This is a genomic window from Luteibacter sp. P4_D7_3 (assembly GCF_056401735.1).
In genome coordinates this window covers 1-2,684 of record NZ_JBFUIT010000427.1, presented here as the reverse complement: position 1 = coordinate 2,684, position 2,684 = coordinate 1, and the positions used below count along the sequence as shown (strand labels likewise).

The 2,684-nt window shown below is 62.6% G+C and carries 6 protein-coding genes and 1 pseudogene; all 7 read left to right on the top strand.

Annotation, left to right across the window (positions count from 1 at the left end; translation table 11 throughout):
- On the top strand, positions 1-297 hold a 297-nt coding region (gene rpsH / locus AC1DSN_RS21050), incomplete at its 5' end, for a 30S ribosomal protein S8 (protein WP_477332667.1).
- A gap of 10 nt (positions 298-307) precedes the next feature.
- On the top strand, positions 308-835 hold the full coding sequence (gene rplF / locus AC1DSN_RS21045; protein WP_063570888.1) for a 50S ribosomal protein L6: 528 nt from the start codon (positions 308-310) through the stop codon (positions 833-835).
- 29 nt (positions 836-864) lie between these two features.
- A complete protein-coding gene (gene rplR, locus AC1DSN_RS21040) occupies positions 865-1,215 on the top strand; it encodes a 50S ribosomal protein L18 (protein ID WP_063570889.1) in 351 nt (116 codons plus the stop codon).
- Between the two features lie 130 nt (positions 1,216-1,345).
- On the top strand, positions 1,346-1,855 hold the full coding sequence (gene rpsE / locus AC1DSN_RS21035; RefSeq protein WP_046967240.1) for a 30S ribosomal protein S5: 510 nt from the start codon (positions 1,346-1,348) through the stop codon (positions 1,853-1,855).
- Complete coding sequence (gene rpmD, locus AC1DSN_RS21030) at positions 1,848-2,051, top strand: 50S ribosomal protein L30 (RefSeq protein WP_063570890.1); 204 nt, start codon at positions 1,848-1,850, stop codon at positions 2,049-2,051. Before rpsE ends, rpmD begins: the two co-directional genes overlap by 8 nt.
- 5 nt (positions 2,052-2,056) lie before the next feature.
- Positions 2,057-2,488 carry a 50S ribosomal protein L15 gene (rplO, locus tag AC1DSN_RS21025; protein ID WP_063570891.1) on the top strand — a complete coding sequence of 144 codons (432 nt, stop codon included), beginning with the start codon at positions 2,057-2,059 and terminating at the stop codon, positions 2,486-2,488.
- 4 nt (positions 2,489-2,492) lie between these two features.
- Positions 2,493-2,684, top strand: a pseudogene (gene secY / locus AC1DSN_RS21020) (preprotein translocase subunit SecY); the annotation flags it as partial.

Here is a 2,684-nt window from a genome sequence, read left to right as displayed (position 1 = left end):
CTGGCCCTCGCGCAGCTCCTGCAGAAAGAGGGTTATATCCTCGACGCCCGTTCCGCTGATGAAGCGGGCAAGCCGGTGCTCGAGATCAAGCTGAAGTACTTCGAGGGTCTCCCGGCCATCGAAACCATCTCCCGTGTCAGCCGTTCCGGTCTCCGCGTTTACCGCGGCAAGGACGAGCTGCCGAAGGTCCTCGGCGGCCTGGGCATCTCCATCATCTCGACTTCCGCCGGTCTCCTGACCGACGCTCAGGCCCGTGCTAAGGGTCTTGGCGGCGAAGTCATCGGCCAGGTGGCGTAAGGAGTCCCGTATGTCACGTGTAGCCAAGTTGCCTATCAATCTCCCCAAGGGCGTCGAGATCTCGATCGCCAACGGTACCGTCTCCGTCAAGGGCCCGAAGGGCACGCTGACGACCCATGAACTGCCGGGCGTTACGTTCCAGCAGGACAATGGCGTCGCCACCGTCGTTCTCGCCGAGGGCGCCGACGACAAGTTCGGTGGTACGGCTCGCGCCGTTGTCGCCAACATGGTCCAGGGTGTCACCGCCGGTTTCGAGAAGAAGCTCGAGCTGGTCGGCGTCGGTTACCGCGCACAGCTTGCCGGCAAGGCCGTCAACCTCTCGCTCGGTTTCTCGCACCCGGTCGTCTTCGAGGCGCCGGAAGGCATCACCATCGAAGTCCCGACGCAGACCGAAATCCTGATCAAGGGCGCTGACAAGCAGCTCGTGGGTCAGACGGCGGCGAAGATCCGTGCGTTCCGTTCGCCGGAGCCTTACAAGGGCAAGGGCGTCCGTTATGCGGGCGAGAAGATCATCCTGAAGGAAGCCAAGAAGGCCTAATCGGTCTATCCGCTTTCTGGAGTAATACGATGAACAAGAACGATTCCCGCCTGCGCCGCGCCAAGTCGACCCGCTCTCACATCCGTGAGCTCGCGGTCCACCGCCTGAGCGTGCACCGCACCGGTCAGCACATCTACGCCCAGGTGTTCGCACCGAACGGTACTGTCGTGGCAGCCGCCTCGACCGTGCAGTCCGCGGTTGCCGAAGGTCTGAAGGGTACGAAGAACATGGAAGCCGCGACCACCGTCGGCCGCATCGTTGCCGAGCGCGCCAAGGCCGCCGGTATCGAGGCAGTCGCGTTCGATCGCTCGGGTTTCCGTTACCACGGTCGCATCAAGGCTCTCGCCGATGCAGCCCGTGAAGCCGGCCTCAAGTTCTAAGAGGCGTCAGGCAACGACATCGGTCCCTCGGGGCCGATGTCGCCCGATTTAGCTCCTACAACTCCAAGCGGCGACCGAGCCGTAAACAGAAGTCCCGGCTAACTATCATTCCGGGCTATCAGGAAAAGAGATGTCCTCGACAGATCGCGAAAATTCGGACGGCATGCTTGAAAAGCTTATCGCCGTCAACCGCGTGGCCAAGACCGTCAAGGGTGGCCGCCAGATGAGCTTCACCGCGCTGACCGTTGTTGGCGACGGCGAAGGCCGCGTCGGTTTTGGTTATGGCAAGGCACGTGAAGTGCCGGTCGCCATTTCCAAGGCTATGGAACGCGCCCGTCGCAACATGGTCACGATTGAACTGAACCAGGGCACGCTGTGGTACGCCATCAAGGCTAACCACGGTGCGGCTCGCGTCTACATGCAGCCCGCTTCCCAGGGTACCGGCGTCATCGCCGGCGGCGCCATGCGCGCTGTCCTCGAAGTGGTCGGTGTGAAGGACGTGCTCGCCAAGGCCGTCGGCTCGCGCAACCCAATTAACCTCGTCCGCGCGACGATCAAGGGTCTGCAGGCCGTCGCATCGCCGAAGCGCATCGCCGCCAAGCGTGGCAAGACGATCGAAGAGGTCCTCGGCAATGGCTAAGAACACCGAAACCGCCGCTGGCGGTACCGTCCGCGTCCGCCTGGTCAAGGGCCTGCGCGGTGTGCAGGGTCGTCATCGTTTGAGTGTGAAGGCCCTGGGCCTGAGCCACATCAATGATGTGCGCGAACTGAAGGATAGCCCGCAGGTCCGTGGCCTTATCAATAAGGTCTACTACCTGGTTCGGGTCGAGGAGTAAGAATCATGCGTCTTAACGATCTACGTCCCGGTAAGGGCGCCCGCAAGTCCCGCACCCGCGTCGCTCGCGGTATTGGTTCCGGCCTCGGCAAGACTGCTGGCCGCGGCCATAAGGGTCAGCATGCACGTGCCGGTGGCACGCATCGCTACGGTTTCGAAGGCGGCCAGATGCCGCTGCAGCGTCGCCTTCCGAAGGTGGGCTTCCGCTCGCTGAAGAAGCGCGACACCGAAGAAGTGCGTCTGTACCAGCTGGCTGCCTTGAAGGTCGACACGATCGATCTGATCGCTCTCCACGCTGCCGGTCTCGTGACCAGCCGCGCGAAGAAGGTCAAGATTGTCCTCAAGGGTGAAATCACCCGCGCGATCAAGCTCACGGGCGTGCTTGCGACGGCCGGCGCCAAGGCGGCTATCGAAGCCGCCGGCGGCAGCGTGGAGTAATCAGGTGGCAGCAGCGCAGGGCACAACGCTCGGCTCGCTGGGCAAACTGACGGAACTTCGTCAGCGCATCTTCTTCTTGATTGGTGCGCTGGTGGTCTTCCGCCTCGGTTCGTTCATTCCCGTTCCGGGCGTGAATCCTGAGGCGATGACCAGCCTGGTTGAGGGTGGCGGCGGTCTGTTGAACATGGTCAACATG

Coding starts and splice junctions, on each gene's coding strand:
- rplF (WP_063570888.1), top strand. CDS start 308: ATGTCACGTGTAGCCAAGTTGCCTATCAATCTCCCCAAGGGCGTCGAG.
- rplR (WP_063570889.1), top strand. CDS start 865: ATGAACAAGAACGATTCCCGCCTGCGCCGCGCCAAGTCGACCCGCTCT.
- rpsE (WP_046967240.1), top strand. CDS start 1,346: ATGTCCTCGACAGATCGCGAAAATTCGGACGGCATGCTTGAAAAGCTT.
- rpmD (WP_063570890.1), top strand. CDS start 1,848: ATGGCTAAGAACACCGAAACCGCCGCTGGCGGTACCGTCCGCGTCCGC.
- rplO (WP_063570891.1), top strand. CDS start 2,057: ATGCGTCTTAACGATCTACGTCCCGGTAAGGGCGCCCGCAAGTCCCGC.